Origin of the sequence: Streptomyces sp. NPDC032161, from assembly GCF_040636995.1 — a bacterium.
In the GTDB taxonomy this organism is placed as follows: domain Bacteria; phylum Actinomycetota; class Actinomycetes; order Streptomycetales; family Streptomycetaceae; genus Streptomyces.
In genome coordinates, this window is record NZ_JBEZVN010000008.1 from 84418 (window position 1) to 109191 (window position 24774).

The window sequence follows — 24774 nt, forward strand, 5'->3', positions numbered from 1 at the left end:
CCGGTGAGGCCGGTGAGGCCGGTGAGGCCGGTGAGGCCGGTGAGGCCGGTGAGGCCGGTGAGGCCGGTGAGGCCGGTGAGGCCGGTGAGGCCGGTGAGGCCGGTGGCGGTGGCGGTGGTGGTGGTGTCAGAGACGACTGGGGTGCGGATTGCGACTGAGGCCGAGGACCCGGCTGCGGATTCGGCTGTGGCTGCGGATTCGGCTGCGGCTGCGGCTGCGGCTGCGAATCAGGTCGAGGCTGTGGTTGCGTTCGCGGCTGCGGCGTCGGCTGCGGCGCAGCCCCCGTTCCGGCAGCGGAAGGCCCCGCACCACCCGCACCAACGGCACCGCTCGAACCTCCCGCACCCCCGGAACCGCCTGCACGGCCCGGACCACCCGACCCACCCGTCCTCCCCGAATCCCCCTCCCACTCCAGGAACGCCTGGCACGACATGCAGAACTGCGTGCCCGGTGCGTTGTTCTGGCCGCACGTCTCGCAGATCACGACACCTCCAGGTCGAAGCCCACATGCGCCGGTATCTCCGTACGGATCGTCTCCTCCAGCCGCACCCGGTCGACCGGTTCGGGCCGCTCGGCCCGGATCCGTACCGTCACCCACGGCCGGGGCCCGCCGGGGAACCGGGTGTGCGGGGTCTGCGACCACGCCGTGCCGCCACTCTCGACGATGTCCGGTTCGATCCCGGTCTCCAGGAACACCGCCTCCGCCAGCCCGCGCCGGGTGCCGCGCCTGCTGTGGCGTTCGACCGCGCCGCGCACCGCCGCGCGGCGCCGCTCGACCGACTGGCCCTCGTGCGCGTCGACGGCCACCCACTGGGCCAGCCAGGACAGGAAGTCCTCCGGCGCGCTGCGCGGGTCGAGGTGGGCGGGCAGGTTGTCGATGGCCAGCAGGACCGGGGCGAGCACGTCGTCGAGCGCGGTGAGGAACCGTCGTAGGAAGTCCTCGTCCAGGTAGACCGCGGGGAGTTGCTCGATCAGCGGGTGCGGGGTCGGCAGGCCGGTCACGCCTGTGCGCATGGCGGTCAGCCCTCCCGTACCCGGAGCTGGTGCTCGTAGCTGAAGACCAGCGCGTGCCGGTCGAGCACGATCTTGGTGGTGGGTTCGCCGCGTTGTCCGGTCACGGGGTCGGCGGGGAAGAGGCGTACGTCCTCCACCAGGTCCACCCCCGCGACCTGCTGCAGTACGGCGAACGCCTCGCCCGACTGGATCGGCCGCCCGAACGGCCAGCCGTCGCCGCCCGGCCCGCCGCTGAGCGGGTTGAAGTAGCGGTAGAGGGCCGCCAGGGCCTCGTCCCGTACCCGTTCCGGCACCACGCCCCTGCGGGCCTGGACCGAGGCGACCACGGTGACCCCCTGGTAGTAGGGCGGTTCGACCACCAGCCGGGCGCCGATGGGCCGCCGTTCGTCCAGATGGCCCGCGATCAGGGCGAGGGTGTGCTGCGGCGGGATCAGCTCGTCGAACTGGATGCGGCCCTGCTCGTCGCTGCGCCCGGCCGGTACGACGAGCAGCCGCACCCCGCCCGCCTCCACGTCCGTGTCGCCGCCGGCCGGGACGCACTGCACCCGGGACGCGTCCGGGGCGACCTCGCGGGCCAGGAGCTCGTAGTCGTGCGGGACGACGGCCCGGTGCAGGGTCCGCAGCGTCATCGGGCCGCGCACCCGGGCGCTGTCCACCGTCTCGCCGTCGACCCCGCCGAGCGCGGGCCGCCGGTTCTCCACCCGGGCCACGTACGCGATGGCGCTGCGCAGTACCCGGAGCGTGCCGCGGGCGACGTTGCCGCGCAGGCCACCGCCGGTGCGGTACGCGCGCACGCGCACGGTGGCGCCCTTCGGCGGGACCGCCCCGTAGTAGCGGATGGAACCGTCCCGTTCCCGTACCGCCGGGCCGAACTCCACCCGGCCCGAGTTGGGGTCGAGGGTGATGTGCCGGTCGCCGGGACCGGAGTGCGCGAAGTCGTCGACACGGATCCACTCCGTGCCGTGCGGGCCGCCCGCCGGATCGGCCACCTCGACGACGAAGTCGCCGGGGACGACGGGCGGACGGCTCACCGTGAAGCTCTGCCCCGGTACGCCCTCGGCCTGGCCCAGCACCTCGTCGGTCACGGTCTCGGCGTGCACCGCCCCGACGGTGGCGCCGATCGTGAACGCGGTGACGCCGCGCACCACCGGGGGCGCCACGTAGGTGGGCTGCCCCGGCTCGGCCTCCACCAGCCGACAGCGCAGCCAGCCGCCGGTCCGGCGCACGACGACGGCCGGGGCGTGCCCCTGCGGGAGGTGCAGGATCAGCTCCCCGGACCTGTTGAAGCCGCCGGTGTCGTCCTTCTCGACCTCGCAGACCGTCCAGGCACTGCCGTCCCATGCCTCCCAGAGCAGCGGCGGGCGCAGCGGGTCGACGCCGACGCCCTCGACCGCGCAGTCCAGCCGCAGCACGACGACGCCCGACGGGACGGCCGCCGACAGACCCACGTACAGGGCGTCGCCGGGCGCGGGCGTGGTCCCGAAGCACGGGACGGTCCGGCCGAGCGCGAGCTCCTCGGTGCGGTCGACGGCGTCGCCCGATGCCGGCCAGGTCGCGAGGTGCGCGAACTCGCAGGGAACGATGGACAGTTCTTCGCCGGTCGTGAAGACGACCGCTTCCTCGGTCTCGGTACGGACGGTCGCCACCTCCGTACCGGCCCGTACCCGCACCGGTTCCGGCCGGGGCGCGGAGAGCCGGAACGTCACGTCGGTGCGGGCCGCGGTGGGCGGGTGCAGCCGGACCCCGATCAGGTCGAGGAAGGTCAGGTAGCTCTTCTCCGGCACCCGGTTCACCCGGTAGACCAGCTGGTCGACCATGGTCGCGAACGCCTCGATGAGGGTCACGCCGGGATCGGACACATTGTGGTCGGTCCACTCGGGGCAGCGTTGCTGGACGAGCCGTTTCGCCTCGTCGACCAGGCCCTGGAAGCGGCGGTCGTCCAGATGCGGACTGGGCAGCGTCACGCGCCGTCCACCTCCTCCAGATGCGGACCGGACAGCGTCACCGGCCGTCCACCTCCTCGTGCTCCGGGATCACATAGAACGGGAAGACCAGGTTCCGGGGGTCGTTGGCACCGCGCACGGTGTAGCCGATGTCGATGTACAGCACTCCTTCATCGGCCTCGTCGAAGCGCACGACGACCTCCGTGACCTCGATCCGGGGCTCCCACCGGTCCAGCGCGAGGCGCACCTCGTACGCGAGCTGCCCGGCCGTGCCCGCGTCCGCCGGGGCGAACACGTAGTCGTTGATGGCGCAGCCGAACTCCGGCCGCATGGGCCGTTCGCCCGGCGAGGTCGCCAGGATCAGCCGGATCGACTCCTCCAACTCGTGCTCTCCGCGCACCAGGGCGATGGACCCGGTGGCGTCCGTGCGCGGCGGGAACGCCCAGCCCGCGCCGATGAACTGCTGGCCCATGTCCGCTCAGCCCCCGATCAGCACGGTCGGGCAGCCGGACACGACGGGCGAGCCGCAGCCCGCCAGGTCCCCGACCCGGGCGGCGGGCTGCCCGCCGATCAGCACCGTGGTGCTGCCGGGCGGCATGATCACGGACGGCGGGTGCACGGCGGGCGGGGGCGCGGCGCACTGGTGCGGGGTGCCGACCGTGGCGGCGGGCAGCCCGCCGATGAGCACGGACGGGACACCGGGCGGTCCGACGATGCCCGGGTGTCCGGTGGGGTCGCCGACCCGTGCGGCTGCCGCCGCGCTTGCTGACATGGAACTCCGCTCCTCTCGCTCGGCTCGTTCGCCGTATCCGATTTGCTCGCCGTGTCCGCTCGTTCGCCGTACTCGCTCGTTCGCCGAGTCCTTCTGCTCGCCGTATCCGCCTGCTCGCCGTACTTGTTCGCTCGCCGTCCCTGTTCGCTCCGCCCGCGCCGCCCGCTCGGCGGGCGCGCGCCGCCCTACGGAACGTCAATTGATCTTCACCAGGGGCGCGTTGATGGCCAGGGAGCCGCCGCCCTTGATGTCGGTGCGCTGCGTTCCGTCGACGGCGACCTGCGCGCCCCGGACCTTCACCGTGCCGCCGGTGGAGAGCTCGACCTCCCCGTTGCCACCGTCCACCCGCACCCCGCCGCGGGACGTCAACGTGACGCTGTCGCCGCTGAGTTCGAGCGCTCCCTGCCCGCCGTCCAGCGCGACGCCGCGGGCCGCCCTGATGGACACCTGCTGCTTGGCCTCGATGGTCACGCTGCCGTCGCTGTTGATGACGATGGCGGTCCCCCTGCGGTCGAGGTCGATCTTCAGCTTGCCGTCGCCGGTGAGCAGGCGTACGCCCTGCGGTCCGTCCGCGCCGTCCAGGATCTCCAGCTGGTTGCCGCTCTTGGAGGCGATGGAGCGACGGTTGACCGCTCCACTGGTCGGGTCCACCAGCGGGGTGCCGCCGGAGGACCCGGATGGCCCGGAGGACCCCGCCCCGGTGCCGGACGTGTCCGGCGGGCCGGACACCGAGCCGGCCGTGCCCCCCGGCCCGCCTCCCGCACCGCCGCCGCCGACTGCGCCGCTTCCGCCGGCGCCGTCTCCCCCGCTCCCGGCTCCGCTGCCCTGCGAGGGCCGGTCCTTCCCGTTGTACAGACCCGCGAGGACGTACGGGCGGTCCAGATGCCCGTGCTCGAACCCGACCAGGACCTCGTCCCCCACCTCCGGGATGAACGCCTCGCCGCCGCTCGTCCCGCCCGACTGCGCCGTACGCGCCCAGTCGCTCGCGTACTCGTCCGACAGCCAGGGGAACCGCACCTTCACCCGGCCCGAGCCGTCCGGGTCCTGGGTGTCCGTGACCGTCCCGTTGACCAGCCCCGCACAGCGTGCCCCGCCCCCGGCCACCGCACCGGACGTGCCGGAGCCCGGACCTCCGCCGGTCAGCCCGAACAGCGAGCGCTCCTGCTGCCCGGAGACCGTGAGCCAGGTCTCGTACCCGCGCACCGGGTCGAAGACGTGCCGGGAGGTGGTGACCGTGTACCGGCCCTCGAACGGCGCGCCCACCGCGTTGAGCGCCACCGCGCTGCCCGCCCGCACCTCCGGGTTGCCCCGGATCACCGCCTCCAGCTCCGCGAACGATCCGGCGATCCGTTCCGCCAGTGCCTTCGCCGCCTGGTCCACCCGCGCCTGTGCCCCGTACGCCGTGTCCGTCACCACGAAGCGCGCCTCGCCGAACGGCGCGGTCACATCGGCGGCGCTCACCCCCAGCTCCAGCGTCGCCGACTTCCCGGCCGGTGCCCGTCCCACGAGCGGCTGCTTCGTCCTCACGTCCCAGCCGCGCACCTCGACCTCGGAGACCTGCTCGGCGGACGACACCCCGGCCCGGCAGCGCAGCAGGTTGCTGCCCATCTCCAGGACCAGCGGGTCGCGGTCGGCCCGGGCGGATCCGTCGGGCGCGCCGCTCGCCTCCACCGGGCGGGTGATGTGCAGCCGCCCGTCCAGTACGTACGCCTGGGCGCCCGCCTCCTCGGCGAGCGTGCTGACGAACTCCCAGTCGGTCACGTTGGGTTGGGCGACGTGTTCGAGTACCGGCCCGGCCACGTCCACGTTCCCCGGTTTCAGTCCGGCGCGCTGGGCGACCCGGGCGCAGATGTCGGCGAGCGTCATGTTCTGGTAGCTGGCCACCCGGCGCCCGCGGAACAGCCGGTGCGATTCGTCGAGCCCGCGTACGACGGTGAAGGTGCCGGTCTCGTCGAGTTCCACCTCCAGGGCGGTGACCACCCCCTTCAGCAGGGGCTTCGGGGTCGTGTCGCCGCCCGCGCGGGCCAGCAGCCGGGCCTCGGTGCCGATCTTCAGCCCGGCCTGTTCCAGCAGCACCCGGTCCGGGTCGCGGAAGCGCAGCAGAAACAGGTCGGGGAGCGTACGGCTGTCGTCGACGTACCCCTCGACCAGCGTGTTCACGAACTTCGGCGGCAGCGGACGGCCTCCGAACTCCACCATCAGCGCGGTCGCGACACCTGGCGGCGCCATCAGGACCGACCCCCGTCCCGGGCCCGTTCTTCCTCGTCCAGGCGCTTCAGCTCGTCCAGCGCGGGGAGCAGCAGTTGCCGCCCCGGGGCCAGCCGCATCGGGTCGTCGATCCCGTTCGCCTCCGCGATCACCCGCCAGGCGGCCGGGTCACCGTACTCGCGCTGGGCCAGCGACGGCAGCGAGTCGCCCGCGTCCAGCCGGTGGACCCGGCGGGCCGCGAGGGCGCCCGAGGTCGGGTTCTGTCCCGGCGTCTCGCCGCTGATCTCCTCCATCGTCACCTGGCAGACGGCCCGGATCGGCACGCCCGACGTGGTGAACAGGGTGTATTTCGCCTGCACCTGGCTGACGTATCCGGGGAACCCGGTCAGCCCGCCCCAGTGGAACACCACCCAGGGCGGCGACGAACGCTGCTGCTGGCGGGTCTCGTTCGTCGGCACGCAGCACGCGAACAGCTGCTCCACCGCTGTCACCACCCGGGTGTCGTGGGTGTCGCCCGCGTCGAAGAACATCTCGACCGTGAGCTTGCTGGGCTGCGAGCCCTGGTACTCGGGCGGGCCCGAACTCTTGGCGCCCTTGGCAGGGCTCCGCTTCCAGGACGCGGCCTTGGTGAGGCTCAGCTCCTTCGGGTTGAACTGGAAGTCGATCCGCCCGCAGGGCGCACCGGGGGTGAGCCCGCCTCCGGTCGGCGGCGTCCGCAGCTCCAGGTAGGCGTGTTCCAGCTTGGGCCGGGCAAAACCGCCCCCGCCGGCCTTCGCGGCGGCCGACGCCCCGGACGTACCGGCGGCGCTGAACGCGATGGGACCCGCACCGCTCACGACGATCAGCCCTCCATCACGTAGCCGTGGTGGGCGATCTCGATGGTCTCCATCGCGACCTTGGGCGACTCGGGGTTGAAGGAGGGTCCGGTCCAGCGGACCGGCACCACCTCCAGCAGCCCCCACTGGGCCACCTTCTGCCCGTCCCCGGTCCGTGCCTCGATGTGCGCGGTCTTGCGGCTGAACCCGGTCGTCATGGTGGCGAACCAGCGGGCGACCTTCTCGGTCTCCTTGGTCAGCGGTCGGGAGAGCTTCACGTTGGAGTACTTCAGGCGGGTCGGCAGCTGCCACACGTGCCCGTTGTTGCCGCCCTCCTCCCGTGTTTCGAGCACCACCTCACAGCCCAGCCCGTCGCAGGTGTTGAACGACCCGAGCTCGATGTCGTCGATCGTCACGACGAAGCAGACGCTGACGGCGGGGTCCTCGTTCGGGGCGGTGGCCATGGCACGTACCTCTCAATTCCCTGTGGTGCGGCTGCTGTTCGTCCCTGCTCATCGCTGTTCGTCGCTGTTTGTCGCTGTTCGTCGCTGCCGGGTGCTTCAGTGCCGGGTGGCTCGGGGCCGGGCCTCGGGGCCCGGCGTTTCAGTGCCTGGTGTTGATGAGGAAGCCGGCCCGTTCGCGTTCCAGGCGCAGCTCGGCCTTGAGAAGACGGCTGAGCGGCGGATACAGGGCGCGGACCAGTTCGTCGGTGACGACGGGCGGAGCCCCGACGGGGGCCGGGGGGTGGGACCCCGGCGGGGCGGGGCCCCCGGCGGTGGTGCCGACGGGCTCGGGCGCCGGTTCCGGTTCTGGTTCCGGATCCGGCGCGGGCCCCGGTTCCGGCTCCGGAGGGGGCGGTTCCTCGCTCTCCGTCTCGCGCTGGACGACCGGCGCCGAGTACGCCGGTGGGGTGTACGTCGAGGACGTGTGCGTCGAGGGCGTGTACGTCGACGCCGGTGCCCCGAACACCACGCTGCCGTCCGCCATCCGCTGGGCCACCCCCGCGGCGACGGCGACGGACCCCGCAGTCGTGAACCCGTCGGCGGACATCGAGGAGGCGGAGGTGGCACGGCTACTGGCGGTACCCGCCGAACGGGGCACCGGCGGCCCGCCGACCGGATGCCGTTGCAGACCGGGCAGTGGCCGGGAGCGGGCGCCCGGGGCGCTCCCCGGAACACTCGCCGACGGCGTGCTCCCGCGCTGCACCGGCACCGCATCCGACAAGGACGCCGTCGCCGCCCACGGGGCTCCCGGGGATCCCGTCCCCTGGGACGTCCAGCGCACCGGAACGGCATCGGGGTCGCCCCCGGCCCAGGATCCGGGCGTGGTTCCGGATCCGGTTCCGGATGCCGGTCCGTGGCCGGTGCCCGCGAGGCCGTCCACCGGGCCGAGGCGCTGTACGGCGGCAGGGGGCGCAGCACCGCCGATGGAGCTCCCGTGGACGGACGGCGGTGTCAGCGGCCGGTCGGCCAGCAGCGGTGCGACCGGCCCGGCGGCCGGGAGCGGCGACAGAGGTGCGGGAACGAGCGGGCCGGTGCGGCGCTGCACCGCCGCACCGGTCGCGGAAGCGGACTCCGCCGGGGCGGCCAGGAGAGGATCGTCGCCGAGCAGCGGCGCGGTGGGCGCCTCGGGGCCGGACGTCTCCCGGTGCACGGAGGCGTCGGGCGGTTCGGACGCCCCCGCGGTCGCACCGGAACCGTCGCCGCTCTCCGCACTCCGCGCCACGGACACGACAGGCCCGGTGGGCACCACCGGCAGAACGGTCCCGCCATCCGCGCCCGCCCCCGGCCCTGTACCCGTCCCCGGCTCCGTCCCCGTGTCGGTCGCGGCGGCCCGGCGCTGCGCGGTGGGCGGCAGGGCCTGCAGCGGCGCCCCGAGGCCGGGCGCGCGCCGGGCCCGTTCACCGGCCGGAGGCGTCGCCGCACGCTGAACGGGCGGCGGCGCCGGTACGCCGTCGGACGCGGACACGGGCGGGGCGCCGGGGCCGTCCGGCATCGCGGCGACGGCCCGTTCGCCCACCAGACGACGTACGGGCAGCTCCGCCGCGGCCGATTCCCCGGCCGACGTCATCGCCGCCGACCCGGCGCCCGTGGCCCGCTGCACGCCGACCGAGCCGGGCGTCGTGGCGCCGACGGAAGCGGACGGAGCCACCGGCAGGGACCTGCCCCGGACCGACAGCCCTCCCCGCACCTCATCCGGCGCGTGAGCCGACCTCTGCACGGAATCGCCACCGTGTTCCGCCGGGGCCGGGGCGGTGACCCCGTGCACGAGCCCCGTGGGCGCGTCCGGACTGACCAGATGACCGAGCGGCGTACCGAGCGCGACATCGCGCCGGGTGGAGAGCGTCTCCTGGAACCCGGACGGATTCGTGATCAGGCCCTGAGCGGCCACGGTCCGCTGGATCGGCGGGAGTTCGGACAGGTCGGCCCGCTCGCGCGGCGCGCCGTGCTCCGCCCGTGCGTCGTGACCGTGCTCCGCCCGTACGTCGTGGTCCGTACCCGCCCCGCCCTTCTCCGCACCCCCGGCGTCCTCCGCACGCGCGCCGCCGCGCAGCCGGGAACCGCCGTCGCGCAGCCAGGACATCAGCCCCATGAACTCCTCCGCCCTCCCCGCGCTTCCCGCGTTCCTCGCTCCTGCCCGTCGCTACTGCCCGTTGAGGCGGGCGACCTGTGCGACGAACCTCAGACGTTCCGGATGCTCCAGATCCAGCAGCTCATCGAGCGGCCAGTGGAAGTGGTAGGCGAGGTACGCGACCTCCTCGTAGAGCAGGTCGGCCGCGTACGTCACGATTCCCCCAGGCGGCCACCGGCGAGGTTCACCGCGAACTCCTCCTGGCAGGCCGGACAGGTGACGGCCGCGCGGGTGTGCCCCTCGGCGTTGATCCGCCGGTAGAAGTCCTGGAGAAAGGCCAGGTCGGAGGCGAAGAGGTCCTCGATGATGCCGGGGTGGACGTCGTCGATCGTGCCGATCCGGGTGACGACCCGGGCGATGAGCACGACCGAGAGGTACGCGGAGTTCTCGCGCACCCGGTCGTCCCGCAACGGCACGAGTTCGTCGCGCGCCGTGGCGAGCCGCATGACTCCGGTGCGGTGCACGACGCCCGCCTCGTCGACGTACCCGCGCGGCAGCTGGAAGGAGAACTCCGTGCGCAGCGTGTCCCGTTGGCCGGCCGCCCCGCCCCGTTCGGCCGGGTCGCGCCCGTCCCTCCCCCGAGGGGCTCCCTCGCCCGCGTCCGGCGCGGAGGCGTGCGGGTGGACGTGTGCGGGAGCCGGTGCCGTACGCCGCATCAGTCGACTTCCATGCTCTCGTACGTGATGGCGAGCTTCTCCGTCAGCACCGAGGTGTCACCGGCCTTGAGGGTGCCGATTTCCAGGGACTTCGGCCAGGCGTTGATGAGCTTGTAGCGCTTGATGGGGATGCCCTCGTGGTCGTAGACGATGACCGCCCCGTTCCGCCGGGCCATCGGCATCCGCCCGAACCGCGAGTCCTTGATCCAGCGCTCGAAACTGTTGTCCTCGGTGAGGCCCCGGGTCACGGTCACCTCACCGGCCTTCGGCCGGCCGGGGAGCTTCTTGATGGCGTACCGGCCGTCGGCGGTGTTCTGCTTCAGCTCGATGACGTCCTGCTCCATCTTCAGACCACTGACCTCGGTGATCTGCTTGATGACGACGCTGTCGAATTCGAGGCCGAAGGAAGCGCCGACGGTACTGTCGAGATCGGGAAGTGGCACAACAGGCTCCTTTTCCGCTCTTGCCGTTTCAACCGCTCAGTCCGCCCGTACCGCGCATGTCGTCGGCGGGGCAGGACATCCATCACGCCCCGTCACTCGTCGACGCCGCCGCTGCCCTCGCTCAGCTGGGACAGGCGGAAGACGACGAACTCGGCGGGCTTGACCGGCGCCACCCCGATCTCGCAGACGACCTGGCCCGCGTCGATGCTCTCCGGCGGGTTGGTCTCGCGGTCGCACTTGACGTAGAACGCCTCTTCCGGAGTGAGCCCGAACAGCGCCCCCTTGCGCCACTCGTTGACCAGGAACGCCGAGACCGTGCGCCGGATACGGGCCCACAGGGCGTCGTCGTTCGGCTCGAAGACGACCCACTGCGTACCGGCGAGGATCGACTCCTCCAGGTAGTTGAAGAGGCGCCGGACGTTCAGGTAGCGCCAGGCCGGATCGGAGGCCAGCGTGCGCGCGCCCCAGATGCGGATGCCACGGCCCGGGAAGGACCGGATGCAGTTCAGCCCGATGGGGTTGAGCTGGTCGTGCTCGCCCTTGGTCAGCTGCGTCTGGAGCGCGACCGCCCCGCGCACGACCTCGTTGGCGGGGGCCTTGTGCACCCCGCGCGACTCGTCGTTGCGCGCCCACACCCCGGCGATGTGACCGCTCGGCGGTACGAGTCGCGCACGCCCCGAGGAGGCGTCGGCGACCCGGATCCACGGGTAGTAGAGCGTGGCGTACTTGGAGTCGAAGTTGGCCCGGTCGGCGCGCCAGGCGCGGATCTGCTGCGGGGAGAGCCCGGGCGGCGGGTCGAGGATGGCGACGCGGTCGCCCATCAGCTCGCAGTGGGTGATGATCCCCTGCTGTACGGCGATGACGGACTCCAGGTCCAGCAGTCCGCGCTCGTACGCGCTCATCAGGTCCGGCACGGCGACCGTGGTGATCTCTTCGACCGCCTCCAGGCCCCCCAGGCCGGTGCGGCGGTCGGGATCACCGACGTACACCTCGGGGGTCAGCGCCCCGGCGTCGGCCGGCGCGGGCGCGGCGGGGGCCAGGACGACGGACTGCGGTTCGGGCCGGGCGGGGGCGGCACCGCGCCCCGACTCCCGTATCTCGATCAGTTCCGAGGCGGCGTTGACCCGGGTGGCGACGTTCTCCTTGCTGCGTTTGGTCGTGACGTCGGAGTACGTCTCGACCACCTGCCCGTCCCGCTTCACGACGAGCCGGAACACGTCGGAGGGCGGATCGTCCCCCTCCGCCGCGGCCACCTCCACGGTGATCTCACCGACCGCGCCGGGCCGGGGCTTCACCGCGTACGGCCCGAGCCGCGTCTCCGACCCCGGTGGCAGCTTCCCGGCGGCCGACCCGTCGTCCACGTCCTCCGCCGGAGGTTCGGTGCCGTCGCCGACGCGCACCACGTAGCAGACGCCGCCGCCGTTGGAGAAGAACCCGTGGACGGCGGAGGCGAGATACGTACCGTCGACGAAGTCGCCGAACGTGGCCACGAACTGGCTCCAGTTCGTGATCAGCGTCGGCTCGTCGAACGGACCCTTGCGCGCGAAGCCGACGAAGGCGGCGACCGAGGTGCCCACCCCTTCGATCGGCCGGGACCCGGACTCGATCTCCTCGACGTAGACGCCCGGGGACAGGTACGACGGCATATGAGCTTCTCCTTGGCCGGGGAACGCCCGCAATTCTCGTAACAGCCGCGATCACCGGGAACGGACGCACGGCCGCCCGCCCGTGCACGGGCCGCTGCCCGATCAGGCAACGTCCCCGCCCGGTCGCGCCACCGCGCCCTGCCCGGTGACCGGCCCCCGTGGCCTCCGTACGCATATTCACGCCCCCGCACCCTGGGGCGGCGGCAGGGGCCCGTGCCCGTGGAGTGCCGACTGTCCGGGAAGCGGTGGGCCGGGAGGACGGATGAAGGCGGTTCCGGAGAGGGACCCCGGCGCTGCCCGCGCCCAGCCCGTTCCCGCGCGTACGGCGGTGTCCCGTACGACGGCTCCCCCGCCGCAGCGCCCGCCGGGCGACCGTCCGTCCCCGTCCCCGTCCACCGCGGCTCCCACCTCAGTTGTCGGTGTCGGCACCGGTGCCGGTTCTGGTTCCGGTGCCGCGCGCAGTCTGCAACGCCTCCAGCGGACGGCCGGGAACGCCGCCGTCTCGCATCTGGTGGCCCAGCGCTACACGGCCCCGGTCAAGCCGTCTCCGGCGCAGGCGCCTGGTTTCCGCCGGGTGCGGTCGGATGTCGCGGCGAAGAAGACCCGTCTGGCCGGCCACGCCCCGGCCGCCGCGGAGTCGAAGTCCGCGCAGGACGCGGCCGTCGCGCCCCCGGACGACAAGGAGGCCCAGGGCAAGGCGGCGAACACGGAGAAGATGAACGCCGCGAAGCCGGGCGAGTTCAACAAGCAGGCGTTCGTCGACGCGGTGAACAAGGCGATCGACGCCCAGGCACCCAAGAACCTCGACGAGGCGGACAAGTTCTCCGAGTCGGGCAAGGCCGACAAGATCAAGTCGGAGGTCGACGGAAAGGTCTCGGACGGCAAGGAGTCCTCCGCCAAGGACATCGAAACGGCGACCAAGGCCCCGCCGGACACCGCGGCGGCCAAGGACAAACCGGTCACCCCGATGACCCCGGACCAGCCGCCCGCCAACCCCGGCGCACCCTCCGCCGCGGACGCCACCCCCGACAGACAGCCCGCGGCCGTGACGGACTTCTCCCAGGGCCCCGCCGCCAACGACAAGGCCCTCGCGGACGCCGACGTCACCGAGGAACAGCTGGCCAAGGGCAACGAGCCGGCGTTCGACGAGGCCCTGTCGGCGAAGAAGACGGCCGAGGCGGACTCCGCGAAGGCCCCCTCCCGGGCCCGCGGCGCCGAGAACCAGCAGCTGTCCACGGCCAAGGCGGGCGCGGCGGCGGCCGGGACACAGGCCATGACCACTCTGACCGCGACCCGGAGCGCCGCCGGGAAGCAGGTCGACGGCGGCAAGGGCGAGACGAAGACGCGGGACGAGAAGCGGCGCGCCGAGGTCACCGCGAAGCTCCAGAAGGTCTACGACACCACGAAGAAGGACGTCGAGGAGACCCTGTCCGGTCTGGACAAGAAGGTCGACACGGCGTTCACGGCCGGGGAGAAGGCCGCCCGGGACGCGTTCACCGCCGACCACAAGCGCCGTATGAAGGCGTACAAGGACAAGCGCTACTCGGGCCTGACGGGCAAGGCCCGCTGGGTCAAGGACAAGTTCGCGGGTCTGCCGAAGGAGGCCAACAACCTCTACCAGGAGGCCCGCAAGCTCTACGTCACGAAGATGCAGGCGGTCATCTCGTCGGTCGCCGACCTCATCGGCACCGAACTCGGCCGCGCGAAGACCCGCATCGCCAAGGGCCGCGCCGAACTCAAGGCCGAGGTCGACAAACTCCCCGCCGATCTCCGCCAGTTCGGCCAGGACGCGGCCAAGGACTTCGCGGACAAGTTCGACGATCTCGAATCAACCGTCAACGAGAAGTCCCAACAGCTCGTCCAGGATCTCGCGAACAAGTACACCGCCGCCCTGAACAAGATCGACGAGGAGATCAAGAAACTCCAGGAAGCCAACAAGGGCCTGATCGACAAGGCGAAGGACGCGATCGTCGGCGTCCTCAAGACGATCAATGAGCTGAAGAACCTCCTCCTCGGCATCCTGGCCAAGGCCGCCTCCGCGATCATGAAGATCATCAAGGACCCCATCGGGTTCCTCGGCAATCTCGTACGCGCGGTCGGCGCCGGTCTTCAGCTCTTCATCACCAACATCGCCGACCACCTCAAGACCGGCCTCGTCTCCTGGCTCCTGGGCACCGCGGTCAAGGCCGGCCTCGAACTCCCCGCCCGTTTCGACCTCAAGGGCATCATCCAGCTCATCGGCTCGCTCCTGGGCCTGACCTGGGCCAACATCCGCGCCCGCATCACCCGCAAGGGCGTCCCCGACCAGGCCCTCAGCACCGTCGAGTCCTCCGTCCCCGTCGCGAAGAAACTCGCCGCCGAGGGCCCGGCAGGCGCCGTCAAGGAAATCCAGGCCGAGGCCGGCGACCTCAAGGCCACCATCCTCCAGAAACTCACCAGCTATCTGATCCCCACCGTCCTCATCGCCGGGATCACCTGGATCATCTCCCTCCTCAACCCCGCCTCAGCCTTCGTCCGCGCGGTCAAGGGAATCATCGACATCGTCACGTTCGTCGTGAACCAGGGCTCCCAGATCGTCGAATTCGTCAACGCCGTCCTCGATGCCGTCATCGCCATAGCCAACGGCGGGTCGGCAGGCGTCCCCAAGATGGTCGAGGCCGCGCTGGCGGCCAGCGTCCCCCTCCTCATCGGCTTCCTCGCCTCCCTCCTCGGCATCGGCAGCCTCGCCAACAAGGTGAAGAGCGTCTTCCACGCGGTCTCCCGACCCGTCAACCGCGCCATCGACAAGATTGTCGGATTCATCGTAAGAGCAGCGAAAAAACTCTGGAACAAATTCAAGGGAAAGAGAAAGAAAGACCCGGAGGCCGAAAAGAAGAATCAAGAGAAGAAACATAAGGAGCTACCCGAGGCGCTCCGTCGGGCAAAAGGCATCATATCCGAGCACAACGAGAAGGACTCACCGATAGAAGCCGTGAGCAAAGAATTGCTCACGTTGCGGAAACAATTCACATGGATAAAAGGCTTCGCCGCGACCAAGAAGGGGGATGGATTCTCGCTCTCCATGAAGGCGAGCGATCACCCACTGGGACAGTACACCGAGATTGAAGCCATAAAGGCACAACTGAACAAGTTTTCCCCTGCCTTCAAGGAGAAGGTCCACAACCACTGGTGGGAACACCAGATCAAGCGACCGAAGACCGAGTCCGGCCAGCTATGGGAAAGAGGGGTCCTCGATCAAACAGAGGCCAAGGCGATGGAGTACATCCAGCAGGATGACACCGCCCATGAAGTGAAAAAGACGTTCTACGAAGGGAACAATCGCGAAATAAATGCGGCAGCATTCGAGGGGTACGTGTTCGGAGTGAAGAGCCCCATACGGGGGAAATTTGTCAGACTGCTCGGAAGCGAGGCCCTGAAGGAGCTGAAGAAACAGGGCCGGCAAGCCGCACGCGAGGTTCCTGAGACCCTCAACACTCTCAGGTCCATGAAATTCCTGGCCAAGCGGGAGATCTATGGCCTCTACGAACCGTTCCCGCCTTCCCCGGATGACCGTGAGCATACGAATTTCTTCCCCGTCTCCATCGTCCTGGACGAGGCGAGAAGCACCCCGGAAAAAAGGGTTACCACAGTGCGAACGGCTGCCGGAAAGACGTTCACGGTCACTGAGGACATAAGAAACGGAATGGAACTCCAGGTGAGGGGGGTAAATCTTCGACTTAAGGAGCCGGGCGACCCACGAGGTGTCACGCAGGACTCTCCAGGATTCATTCCGAATCAGAACCTGAACCGATCCCATGTGATTGCGGACTGGTTCGGCGGGTCGGGGTACCGCGATGCGCTCAATCTGGTGACGGCCAGCGACCACTACAACAAAAAGGTCATGGGAGAGGCAGAGTCAGATATAGCCCACAAAATACTGGCATTCGCCGAGAGGCACGACCTGGCGCGCGGCCAGGTTTCCATGGACCTGAAGGTGAGCGTAACGTTCGGGGAACTTTTAAAAGACGTTTTCATGAGAAATATTAAGAATCAGGATTGGTACACGGCGGGTGATCCCGACTCTGAAGCTCAACTGAAAAAACTGACAAACATTCTCTTGACCCCACCCGTGCGACGCGTCATGGGCGTAGCTTATGAGTTCACCCTGACCTCTACGGTATCCGACGTACAACCAGAGAGCGACATACGCAACATCCAGTCTGATGACCACCTCTTCATAAAAAGGAGTGCAAGTCAGTGACCACCCTGGAAGACGCAGTAGACTTCTTCAATTCGTACCTGGACGTCGACTACGCCGGAAACAAGGCCGTCTTTTTGGAGGGCGATGAAGCAGTGAATACCCTCAGGGAAAACAGCATGAAGTTCTGGCATTCAGAACATGGAGTACCGCTGTCGCCCAGCTTTGGAAGGACGATGGGAATGACACCCGAGCAATTGAATGAAATGGCAGCCAAGGTAAATCTGGCACGACGCGAGATTTTCCTGGCCGCCGAATATAGCGACCCTATTTGGCGTACGCTCTACGCTGCATATGTCGGAGGAGACAGGGTAACAACAGCCCGGTCCTACAGTGAACTTCTTTACGCAGCCGAGATCCAGGATGAAATCAAGATCATTGCTTCCTACCGGGAAGACATCAACAAAGTCTCTCCACCTGTGCACTGGCGTCACTCACAGGGAGCGGAGATCTCCCTGTCCGGCCCTCCGCTGGCCGTAATCCCTCTCCAGGAACCCACGGGCAGGAAAGCACATCAGCAGGATTGGGAAATGAACAAAAACGCCGTCAGAAATCGCTGACCTCTGTGGTCAGGAGTCGACCACCCACGCCGGAAGCGACTTCATCCCATTGATGAAGTTCGACACCAGGCGGCTCGGCGGGCCGGCGAGTCGGAGGGGGCCGGGCGGCAGGGCGCGGCATGCCTCCTCGTACAGGGCCCGCAGTTGCAGCCGGGCGAAGTGGGCGCCGAGGCAGACGTGGGGGCCGTCGCCGAAGGAGACGTGGGGGTTGGGCGTCCGGGCGAGGTCGAGGGTGAACGGGTCGGGGAAGACACGTTCGTCGTGGTTGGCCGAGGCGTGGAGGACGACCACCTTGTCGCCTCGCCGGATACGGGTGCCGGCCAGGTCCGTGTCACGGGTGGCGGTCCGACGGAAGGACAGGACCGGCGGGTGGCGGCGCAGCAGTTCGTCGACCGCGGTGGTGAGTTGCACGTCTCCCGCACGCAACCGTGCGTACGCGTCAGGGTGTCGGGCCAGGAGATGCAGGCCGCCCGGGGCCGCGCTGCGTACGGTGTCGTTGCCCGCCACCACCAGCAGGAAGAAGAACATCTCCAGTTCGGGGACCGTGAGTTCGGGGTCGGTGGCCAGGGACGTCATGGCGTCGTCGGCGGGGTTCCGGCGCTTGTGGGCGGCGAGCGCCTGCGCATAGTCGAACATGTCGCCCAGTGCCGCCGGGGAACGGGGGTTGAGGGGTTTGCCGTCCGGGTCCGGTGAGGAGGGTCCGGCCTCGTCGGGGTCCTGGTAGCCGATGACGCGCCGGGTCCAGTGCAGGAGGAGGTCCCGGTCGCTGTCCGGCACGCCGAGCAGATCGGTGAGATTGAGAAGGGCGTAGTCGTCGGTGACCCGGGCGACCAGGTCACAGGTCCCGTCGGTGGCGCGAGCCTCGGCGACCGCCGCGGTGAACAGGGAGCGCGCACGCTCGCGGACGGTCGTCCCGAAGCGGTCCACGCGCCGGGGCGTGAAGGCGCGGCTGATGAGTGTACGCAGCCGACGGTGGTGCGGCGGGTCCTGGTTGAGCATCATCCGGCGGATGAACGGCAGGTCGTCGGGGTCCGGATCGCGGATCTGGGTGGCGCCGAGGTAGGAGGAGTACGTCGACGCGTCCTTGAGGACCCGGACGACGTCCTCGTGCCGGGTAACGGCCCAGAATCCGGGGCCCGCAGGCCAGCCGAGGACCTCCGGTTCCTCCTGCCACGCCACCGGGTGGTGGTCGCGCAGCTGGCGATAGCGGTCGTGCGGGATGCCTCGCGCGTACAACCGAGGGTCGAAAACGTCCGGTACGGACGGTTTCGGCGTGTACGCGATGGGCGTGGGCCCGTCCGCCACAGCCTGGTCCGGTACGGGCCCCTCCGGCACGGGCTCCTCCGGCACGGGCCCCTCCGGCACGGGCCCCTCCGGTGCGGCGCCGTTCATGCCGACGCCCCGCCGTCCCGCTCGCCATCCCCTTCGCCGTCCCGCTCGTCGTCCCGCAGGAAGTCCTCCACCACACGGATCAGGTCGAGCGGGGCCTCGTCCATCGCGTAGTGCCCGCACGAGGGCAGCTCCACCAGCTCGGCGTGCGGGTACCACCGCATCCAGGTGGCGCGCTGCACCTCGGCCGACAGCGCCGGGTCCAGCGCGCCGACGACGGACAGGGCCGGTACGGACGAACCCTCGATCCGCTCGTGGAAGTCCTCGCGCGCCCAGGAGTCCAGCCACGTCCGGAACGCCTTCTCGTCGCTGCGTTCGAGCGAACGGCGCACCATGCGGTCCAACCAGGCTGCCGGTCGGCGGCCCCCTGTGGTGATGTCGAGGATGGTGCGACGGTTCTCCGGGGCACGCGCCGCACCGGAGAAGAGTTCCCACTGATCGGGCGGGAACGGTACGCCGGACGCGGGGACGGGCGAGACCCCGACGAGCCGTCGCACCCGGTGCGGTGCTGCGGCCAGCGCCCGCTGGGCGACCGATCCGCCCATCGAGTGGCCGATCAGCGAGAACCGTTCCCAGCCGAGCCGGTCGGCCAGCGCGAGCACGTCCGCGGCTCCCTCGGCCGTGGTGTACGCACCGTCCACGTCCCTGGCGCCGCCGTATCCGCGCAGGTCCACCACCGCGTACTGGAACGACCCGAGGTCGAGGTCCGGCAGCACCGGGGCGTAGGCGGAGCGGTCGGCGAGCCAGCCGTGCACGGCGATCACCTTGTGCGGACCGTCGCCGTGCAGTTCGTGGGGCAGGTCAAACGTTGCGGTCACGCGGACTCCCGTCACCGTACGGAGCCGGCTGGTCGATCACCGGTCGGCTCGACCACGGTGGCGGCAGGCCTCGTCGTGCGCAAGAGGGCACGTACGGCCGCACCGCACCACCGCACCATCACGCCGCCATGACACCGTCTCGCCGCGGTCGTTCGCTCACCCCAGCAGCTTCAGGTACGGCCCGAATTCCGATGCCAGCGTCAGTCGGCCCAGTTTCTGGTACTCGCGTTGGATCGCGTGGATGAGTGTCGGCATGGTCACGGGTTCGCCCGTGTCCGCCGCCAGGTAGGCGGCTGTCACGGCGATGGAGCGGATGTTGCCGCCCGCCAGCTCGAAGCTCTCGGCACAGAAGGCGAGATCGAGGTCGCTGCCGCGTGGGAGTGCGGGTCCCAGGCAGCGTTCCCAGAGAACGAGGCGCTGCCCGGGGTCCGGGACCGGGAAGTCGACGACCAGGTCGAGGCGGCGGGTGAAGGCGTCGTCGAGGTTGGCCCGGAGGTTGGTGGCGAGGATGGCCAGACCGTCGAAGGACTCCATGCGCTGGAGCAGATACGCGCTCTCGACGTTCGCGTAGCGGTCGTGGGCGTCCTTCACATCCGAGCGTTTGCCGAAGATCGCGTCGGCCTCGTCGAAGAGAAGAACCCCGTTCACGCCCGCGGCCTCGGAGAAGATCCGTTCCAGGTTCTTCTCCGTCTCGCCCACGTATTTGTCGATCACCGTGGCCAGGTCGACGGTGTACAGGTCGAGCCCCAGATCGGCGGCGATCACCTCCGCCGACATCGTCTTCCCGGTGCCCGAGTCGCCCGCGAAAAGGGCGGACACGCCCCGGCCCCTGCCGCCGCCGGGGCGCATGCCCCACTCCCCCAGCACCCGGTCGCGATGGCGGGCGCGGGCGGTGAGTTCACGGAGCTGGGCGTGGGTGTCCGGGGGGAGAACGAGGTCGTCCCAGGTGACGGAGGGTTCGATGCGGCGGGCCAGCCGGTCCAGGCCGGCCGCGTTCTGGGCGCGGGCGCCATGACGGACGTGGTCGGGAGTGAGGGTGCCGCCTTCCAGGTGGGTGGCCTGGGCCGCGCTCCGGGCGGCGCGGGTGATCTGCTCCGGGGTGAGGAGAAACGGCGAGAGCAGCCGGTCGACATCGACCATGCCGGGGACCGGGGCAGCGGCAGGGACCGAGGCAGCGCCGGAGACCGGGACAGTGCCGGAGACCGGAGCCCCGTACGCGTCGTCGTACGCGTCGGCCCAGAGGGCGGCCCGGGTCGAGGGATCGACACGGGGAGCGTGCAACAGGAGCGGTGGCGCGGCGGACCAGGCCGCGTCCCAGGGGGCCCGGCCCACCAGGACCGTGGGGACCGGCGTGCCGGTGAGCAGCCGGAGAAGCCCGGGATGGTCGCGGGAGACCGCGTCGAGCGGGGCACAGACCAGCCCGGCGCCGGTCAGCCGGGCCTCCCGCACCAGGGAACGGACCGCATCCGCGGGGGCCGGATCCTCGGCCAGCCTCGCCAGGTCGAGACCCAGCACCCCGCGGCCCGCCCGGGTCAGGGCGGAGGCGGCGAAGGCGGTGCCCGCGCCACCCTGGTCCTCACGAAGGTGGACCAGCGCGATGCCGTGGGCGAAGGCCCGGGCCAGTGGGGCCGGATCGCCGACGCCCGGTACGGCGTGCCACGGGGCGAGGAGATCCGCCAGCCGGGGATCGGGGGTGTCGTCGCCGAGGAGGTGCGTGGCGACCCGGTCGGGTACGCGGAGCGCACGGTTCAGGAACGGCCGGTCCATGTCCTCGACCAGCAACAGGCGCCCTTCCCGGAGGGGCGCACAGGCCGAGAGCCGACCGCGCGCCGCCTGGTCGGCGGGGGACAGCCCGCACAGGCCCAGGGCCAGACCGATCGACGGGCGGCGGCGGGTGACGTCGTCGTTGAGGTAGCCGTAGAACGCCTCGAAGCGGTCGTCCAGATCGGGGACGAGGGTGATGAGGAGGATCTCCACGTCGAGAGCGGTCAGCCCGAACTCGTCCGCCAGGGCCGTGAGCCGGGTCGGCTCGGCCGGAGCCTCTTCGTCGTACGGAACGGGGGACGGGAAGGCGCGCGCCTCCTTCGAATCCAGCAGACGCGTGACGGTGTCGTCCGTGAGGTAGAGGCCGCGGAAGGCGTCGTCCGGGTCCGGGTCGGTGGCCTGCCTGGCCTCCACCGCTCGTCGGACGCGCTGCTCCACCGCTGTCGCGCGGGCAAGGAGATGGCGCAGGTTCGCGTCATCCTCGGTCGTCATGAAGCGCCGTCCTCCGCTTCCTTCTCCATCGCGTCCCCCGCGCCCTGCTCCACTCCGTCCGCCGCTTCCTTCCGCACGCCGTTCTCCGGGTCGGCCGCCGGGCCGGCCGCACCGCCCGTCGCGCCGGTTCCCCGGTTCTCGGTGATGCGGAGCGAAAGGCCACGCCGACGCTCCGTACCGGAGTTCCGCCGCCCGTCCGACCGGCCCGGGGTGCCGTCCGACCGGCCCGGGGTGCCGTCCGACCGGCCCGGGGTGCCGTCCGACCGGCCCGGAGTGCCGTCCGACCGGCCCGGAGTGCCGTCCGACCTGGTCGGGGTGCCGTCCGACCGGCCCGGAGCACCGTCCGACCGGGTCCCGTCGGAGTCCGATCCGGCCCGCCCGTCGTCCGGTACCGGTCGTACGGGCCTGCCCGGGCGGCCCCCGTACACCGGGATCCGGCCACGCCCCGGCATCGGTTCCGAGGGCGGCTCGTCCCGTTCCGGCATGTCCCCGAACCTGGCCTGCACCCCCTCGTCGCCCACCGGCGGACCGGCCGCATAGCTCGGCGACGCCGTCACCGGCACGCTGACCACCAGGTCCAACGAGGGCTTCAACTCGCCGCCCAGCGCGCTCCACACATCGGCGAACGAGCGGTCCTCGGGAGGCGGCAGGGCGATCGACATCGGTACGGCGGCCCCGATCTCGGCCAGCGTGCCCGCCAGCCGTTCCGGGGGCAGCGCCTCGTAACGGAGCAGACAGCCCAGCAGGGAGGCGAGCAGCCGGTGTTCGTCCTCGGGGCGCTTTGTCCATGCCGTGATCAGGTACGACAGCTTGAAGAAGCGAGGCGGTCGGCGGCGCGCGATGATCGTGCCGCGCTCGTCGTACTCGTTGTGCAGCCCGCGCTCGCGTCTGCGCATGTCCTCGCGGATGTCGTAGAGGTAGAGGTTGACCATCGGCGCGTTGACCTTCGCCGCCCACTCCCGGGTCGGGGCGTCGAAGACCACCGCGATCTGGCCGCCTTCGAGCACCTCCGCCCTGATCAGGGACCGCAGTACGTCGTCGACCTCGTGGATCACCCGATCGCCTCCGTGCCGTCGACCCTGCTCATTCGGTCGCCTCCGCGCCGATCGACCCTGCTCACTCGGGCGGCTCCGCGCCGGTCGGCTCTGCTCACTCGGTCGCCTCCGCGCCGATCCGCCCTGCTCACTCGTCGGTCGCCCGCGTACCCTCGTCCCTGCTCATCCGGAGCCCTCAAGCCGTTTTCGCCCCGACTCACCCGATCGCCCCCGCACGCTCGTCCACGCTCACGCACGCCCCGCGAAGTCCGGTGGTTGGAGATTCCGTTGGACCACGAGGACCGGTTTCTGCAGCCAGCCGATGTCGTGGGTGTCCACACGCAGCTTGCGCGGACCCAACTTGTCCTTGCGCAGCACCGGGATCTGGACCTCGAAGGTGCCGTCGCGGCGCACGGTCACGGCGGACATCTCCGCGTTGATCCCGATGTTCCACGTGAAACGTACGGTCTGCCCCGGCGGATAGTCCTTGCCCCGCGCCAGCACCACCTGGCCCGGCTTGGCGACCTGCGGAGTGACGGTCAGCGAGGGCTTCAGGACGCGCAGCCGGTCGGTGGCCTGGTTGTCGGTCTTCCGACGGTCGGGCAGCGTGCCACGCACAGTGGCCCGTACGTCACCGGTGACCGGCGCACGGTACGTCGCGGTCTGCGTCACCTCGATGCGGCCCCCGGCCGGGATGGTGCACGGCTTGGCGGCAGTGCAGCGGGACAAGGCGGGCAGACTGCGGTCCTTCGCCTTGGACGGCTCCGGCCAGGACGAGCCGAGCACCACCCCGGTCGCCGCCTCCGGACCGGCGTTGGTGACGGTGAAGCGGGCTCGTGCGGGGCGTCCGGTGTACGTGCGGTCGGGGCTGACGTCGACCTTCACCGCCACATCCGCCGAAGGCGGCACGGGGGCCTCCAGAACCTCGATCCGCGCCGTGTCCGTCCCGGTGTTGCCTGCGGAGTCGGTGGCCGAACAGGTCACCGTCGTGACACCGACCGGGAAGAGCGAGCCCGAGGGCGGGTCGCAGGTCACCGGCAGCGGGCCGTCGGTGACGTCCTGGGCGGTGGCCCTGTACGTGACCCTCGCCCCTTCTTTCTCCTTGGCCCGGACGATCAGATCGTCCACGGTGACGACGGGGGCGTCGACATCGTTCACATCGATGTTGATCTGCTCCGTGAAGTCCGGGTCCGCCGCCGCGGCCGGGCCGATCGTTTCCGTTCCGGGCACCTGGGTCCCCATCAGGAACTGGACGGTGCAGGTCAGTCGGGAGCCCTGGGGCGCGTCGGCGGAGACATCGATGTTCTCCTCGAAGTGCGCGGTCTCTCCGCTGGTGAGCCTCTGGGTGGGTGGTTCGAGGCTGACGGAGAGATGCGGGTCGCAGTCGTCCAGGCGATAGCTGACGTTGGTGGGGAGGTTGTTGAACCCCTCGATGATGGCGTCGGTGACGCCGTCGCCGGGAATTCCGCTCAGCATGCGGCCGTTGGTGGCTTCTGCGATCCGCTTGGCCTGGTCGGGCTCGTGGTACGGGTCCTGGTAGGTGGGGCTCTTGTATCCGTCGCCGTTGAGTCCGTCGCCGTTCTCGGTCGTCACATCGACGGTGATGACGCGAACGCCCTTGTCCTGGAGCGCGAACACCGCGTCGTCATAAGAGATGTCGTTGCTGGGATTGTGGCTCGACGCATCGCCCACCAGGACCACGACCGGGCTGGCGCCCTCGCGGAAGACCGTACCGCCGTCCGCGCCGTTGGCCACCTTCCACAGCGCGTAGATCCAGTCCTCGGACGGGCCGTTGCTCCGGTAGCCACGTGAGGTGTCCAGCCTGTCGACGCCCTGCTTCTGGACGTCGTCGAGGTTGGTCGTCAGACCTTGGAGGACTGCGAACTCCGCTGTCGGATCGTCCTTCTCGTCGCCATAGGTGGCCACTGCGAAGCGGGAGTCCGGCTGCTGTTCACGGACCTTCGTCGTGATGGACTTCAGGCCCGTCTGCACATCACTGATGGGGGCCTCCATGCTCCCCGTACCGTCCACCAGCAGGATCACATCGGGGCGTGGCGGGATCGCGGGCGTACGCACCTGTTTGGCCACGCCCGTGGAGCCGCCGGGATCGACCGCGTCGGTGAACTCGGCGGGGGTGACCCAGGGCTCGGGCACCGCCGCAGTCGGCGCCTCCGAGGTCACGGCCGAACCGGGCGTCATGCCGGCCGCCACGAGGAGCAGGGCCAACGCCGGAAGGCGCAGCACGGCCAGAGCCCTGCGCGAAGCGGAAGACCGGGGCAGGGGCCGGGCCGGCCGGTCCGTCCGCGACCACGGCCATGACCACGACCACGTCGCCCTCCGCGGCGGCTGGAA

Annotated in this window: 18 protein-coding genes and 1 pseudogene; 2 read left to right on the forward strand and 17 right to left on the reverse strand. The window is 70.5% G+C overall.

Annotated features, from left to right (window positions below):
• Positions 1 to 480 precede the first annotated feature (480 nt).
• The 12 genes from AB0E67_RS18600 to AB0E67_RS18655 all read right to left on the reverse strand — a co-directional run bounded on the left by AB0E67_RS18600 (position 481) and on the right by AB0E67_RS18655 (position 12128).
• Positions 481 to 1014: a phage tail protein gene (locus AB0E67_RS18600; RefSeq protein WP_362027720.1), complete on the reverse strand. Its 534-nt coding sequence runs from the start codon at positions 1012 to 1014 to the stop codon at positions 481 to 483.
• Positions 1015 to 1019: 5 nt separating this feature from the next.
• A complete protein-coding gene (locus tag AB0E67_RS18605; RefSeq protein ID WP_362027723.1) occupies positions 1020 to 2978 on the reverse strand; it encodes a putative baseplate assembly protein in 1959 nt (652 codons plus the stop codon).
• Between the two features lie 37 nt (positions 2979 to 3015).
• Positions 3016 to 3429, reverse strand: coding sequence for a GPW/gp25 family protein (locus tag AB0E67_RS18610; protein WP_073786585.1), 414 nt, complete (start codon positions 3427 to 3429; stop codon positions 3016 to 3018).
• A 6-nt stretch (positions 3430 to 3435) separates the two neighbouring features.
• A complete protein-coding gene (locus AB0E67_RS18615; RefSeq protein ID WP_362027725.1) occupies positions 3436 to 3729 on the reverse strand; it encodes a PAAR domain-containing protein in 294 nt (97 codons plus the stop codon).
• 195 nt (positions 3730 to 3924) lie between these two features.
• Positions 3925 to 5958, reverse strand: coding sequence for a VgrG-related protein (locus AB0E67_RS18620; RefSeq protein WP_362027727.1), 2034 nt, complete (start codon positions 5956 to 5958; stop codon positions 3925 to 3927).
• Positions 5958 to 6755 (reverse strand): peptidase M23, encoded by a 798-nt coding sequence (locus AB0E67_RS18625; RefSeq protein WP_362027957.1) that lies wholly within the window; start codon positions 6753 to 6755, stop codon positions 5958 to 5960. Before AB0E67_RS18625 ends, AB0E67_RS18620 begins: the two co-directional genes overlap by 1 nt.
• Positions 6756 to 6778: 23 nt before the next feature.
• Entirely contained in the window at positions 6779 to 7216 is a 438-nt protein-coding gene (locus AB0E67_RS18630; RefSeq protein WP_073786578.1) for a phage tail protein, read from the reverse strand.
• A gap of 139 nt (positions 7217 to 7355) precedes the next feature.
• A complete protein-coding gene (locus AB0E67_RS18635; RefSeq protein ID WP_362027730.1) occupies positions 7356 to 9344 on the reverse strand; it encodes a hypothetical protein in 1989 nt (662 codons plus the stop codon).
• 51 nt (positions 9345 to 9395) lie between these two features.
• Positions 9396 to 9539 (reverse strand): DUF6760 family protein, encoded by a 144-nt coding sequence (locus AB0E67_RS18640; RefSeq protein ID WP_093549683.1) that lies wholly within the window; start codon positions 9537 to 9539, stop codon positions 9396 to 9398.
• On the reverse strand, positions 9536 to 10039 hold the full coding sequence (locus tag AB0E67_RS18645; protein ID WP_362027732.1) for a hypothetical protein: 504 nt from the start codon (positions 10037 to 10039) through the stop codon (positions 9536 to 9538). Before AB0E67_RS18645 ends, AB0E67_RS18640 begins: the two co-directional genes overlap by 4 nt.
• Positions 10039 to 10482 (reverse strand): phage tail protein, encoded by a 444-nt coding sequence (locus AB0E67_RS18650; protein ID WP_351517909.1) that lies wholly within the window; start codon positions 10480 to 10482, stop codon positions 10039 to 10041. Before AB0E67_RS18650 ends, AB0E67_RS18645 begins: the two co-directional genes overlap by 1 nt.
• Positions 10483 to 10574: 92 nt before the next feature.
• Positions 10575 to 12128, reverse strand: a complete 1554-nt coding sequence (locus AB0E67_RS18655; RefSeq protein ID WP_362027735.1) for a phage tail sheath family protein — start codon at positions 12126 to 12128, stop codon at positions 10575 to 10577.
• A gap of 262 nt (positions 12129 to 12390) precedes the next feature.
• Between AB0E67_RS18655 and AB0E67_RS18660 the strand changes: the two genes are divergently transcribed.
• Together AB0E67_RS18660 and AB0E67_RS18665 are read left to right on the forward strand one after the other, a co-directional pair.
• Positions 12391 to 16368 carry a hypothetical protein gene (locus tag AB0E67_RS18660; RefSeq protein ID WP_362027738.1) on the forward strand — a complete coding sequence of 1326 codons (3978 nt, stop codon included), beginning with the start codon at positions 12391 to 12393 and terminating at the stop codon, positions 16366 to 16368.
• Positions 16365 to 16925 carry a hypothetical protein gene (locus AB0E67_RS18665; RefSeq protein ID WP_362027740.1) on the forward strand — a complete coding sequence of 187 codons (561 nt, stop codon included), beginning with the start codon at positions 16365 to 16367 and terminating at the stop codon, positions 16923 to 16925. The genes AB0E67_RS18660 and AB0E67_RS18665 overlap by 4 nt, the downstream gene beginning before the upstream one ends.
• Positions 16926 to 16934: 9 nt before the next feature.
• On the opposite strand, the gene AB0E67_RS18670 is transcribed toward AB0E67_RS18665, so the two are convergent.
• The 5 genes and pseudogenes from AB0E67_RS18670 to AB0E67_RS18690 all read right to left on the reverse strand — a co-directional run bounded on the left by AB0E67_RS18670 (position 16935) and on the right by AB0E67_RS18690 (position 24666).
• Positions 16935 to 18317, reverse strand: coding sequence for a cytochrome P450 (locus tag AB0E67_RS18670; RefSeq protein WP_362027743.1), 1383 nt, complete (start codon positions 18315 to 18317; stop codon positions 16935 to 16937).
• Positions 18314 to 19132, reverse strand: coding sequence for an alpha/beta hydrolase (locus AB0E67_RS18675; RefSeq protein WP_362027745.1), 819 nt, complete (start codon positions 19130 to 19132; stop codon positions 18314 to 18316). The genes AB0E67_RS18670 and AB0E67_RS18675 overlap by 4 nt, the downstream gene beginning before the upstream one ends.
• 156 nt (positions 19133 to 19288) lie before the next feature.
• Positions 19289 to 21388, reverse strand: coding sequence for an ATP-binding protein (locus AB0E67_RS18680; protein ID WP_362027748.1), 2100 nt, complete (start codon positions 21386 to 21388; stop codon positions 19289 to 19291).
• Between the two features lie 395 nt (positions 21389 to 21783).
• Positions 21784 to 22443, reverse strand: a pseudogene (locus AB0E67_RS18685) (DUF4255 domain-containing protein); the annotation flags it as partial.
• A gap of 228 nt (positions 22444 to 22671) precedes the next feature.
• On the reverse strand, positions 22672 to 24666 hold the full coding sequence (locus AB0E67_RS18690) for a VWA domain-containing protein (protein ID WP_362027751.1): 1995 nt from the start codon (positions 24664 to 24666) through the stop codon (positions 22672 to 22674).
• Positions 24667 to 24774: the final 108 nt, after the last annotated feature.